The organism is Nitrosospira sp. Nsp13, assembly GCF_900101945.1.
In the GTDB taxonomy this organism is placed as follows: Bacteria; Pseudomonadota; Gammaproteobacteria; order Burkholderiales; family Nitrosomonadaceae; genus Nitrosospira; species Nitrosospira multiformis_D.
Genome location: NZ_FMVD01000043.1, coordinates 1 through 1,501, shown reverse-complemented (window position 1 = coordinate 1,501; position 1,501 = coordinate 1). Strand labels below are relative to the sequence as shown.

Annotated in this window: 1 protein-coding gene; it reads left to right on the top strand. The window is 55.6% G+C overall.

Going from position 1 to position 1,501, the window contains the following annotated elements; all coding sequences use genetic code 11:
* On the top strand, nt 1-1,501 hold a 1,501-nt coding region (gene gshA / locus BLO43_RS16200), incomplete at both ends, for a glutamate--cysteine ligase (RefSeq protein WP_175444003.1).

The window sequence follows — 1,501 nt, the reverse complement described above, 5'->3', positions numbered from 1 at the left end:
CCATTGACGCATCCCTCCGGCCTGTATTAGTGGGTGGTCTGAAAGGGATCGAGAAGGAAAGCCTGCGCATCACCCGCGCCGGAGCCCTCTCGCAACTGCCTCATCCGCGTCAGCTCGGGGCTGCATTGACGCATCCGCATATCACCACGGATTATTCCGAGGCACTATTGGAATTGATCACGCCGGCATTGGCGGATACAGGCCAGATGCTGGGGTTTCTGACGGATTTGCATCAATACGTCTGCGCGCACATCGGTGATGAATTGTTGCTGGCAGCCAGCATGCCGATCGGCGATTTGCGGGATTCGGCCATTCCCATTGCCGAGTATGGTACCTCCAATGTGGGGAGGATGAAGCATATCTACCGGCGGGGGTTGAGCTACCGCTACGGCCGTTGCATGCAGGTCATCGCCGGTATCCATTTCAACTATTCGCTGCCCGAGCCATTCTGGCCCCAATACCAGCATTTCATGAAGCATTCCGGCGATCTGCAATCGTTCACGACGCAGGCGTATATGGGAATGATCAGGAACTTGCAGCGTTATGGCTGGCTTATCCTGTATTTGTTCGGTTCGTCCCCGGCGGTCGGCAAGAGCTTCATTGATAGTCGTCAGTCTGCGCATGCCCGCACCTTGGAGAAGTTCGATGAGACTTCCTATTACAAGCCTTACGCGACTTCTTTGAGGATGAGCGAGATCGGCTATTTGAATCCGGTTCAATCGATGTTTCATATTTCCTTTAACAGTATGGAGGAGTACATCCGTGACTTGCGCCGGGCGACTACGATCCCTTATCTCGGCTACGAGAGGATCGGGGCAAAGGTGGACGGCCAGTACCGGCAGTTGAATACCCATTTCCTGCAAATCGAGAACGAGTATTACACTTCGGTGCGGCCGAAGCAGCCGACGCGACCCAATGAGCGGCCGCTGCAGGCGCTGGGAAGCCGGGGAATTCAGTATATTGAAATACGCGCGGTGGATGTCGATCTGTTCGAGCCTGCGGGTATTTCGATCGAGACCATGCGCTTTCTGGAAGCGTTGAGTCTTTTCTGTTTATTCCAGCCCAATGCGGGGCATGACTTGAAGCAGCATGAGGAGATTAGCGGGAATGCGTTGTCGGTGGCCAATCGAGGCAGGGACCCGGGACTGAAGCTGTTGGACAATGGGCGGGAGGTTCCGCTGCGGCAATGGGCGCTGATGCTGTGCGGGCAAATGCAGGAGATCTGTGAGATCCTGGATAATGGCAATCGCGACAAGCCGTACACCCAGGCGTTGAGCAAACAGGTCGAAGTGATCCATCACCCCGAGTTGACCGCTTCGGCCAGAATGCTGTCGGCCATGCGGACGCAGAAGATGTCGATTACCGAGCTGGTGTTGCAGAAATCCCATGAATACACCCGCGACTTCAGGCAGTGTGCATTGGATGCCTCGGTGAAGAGGCGCTTTGATCTCGAGGTCGAAACATCGCTGGCGCAGCAGCAACAGCTGGATGCCACGGATGA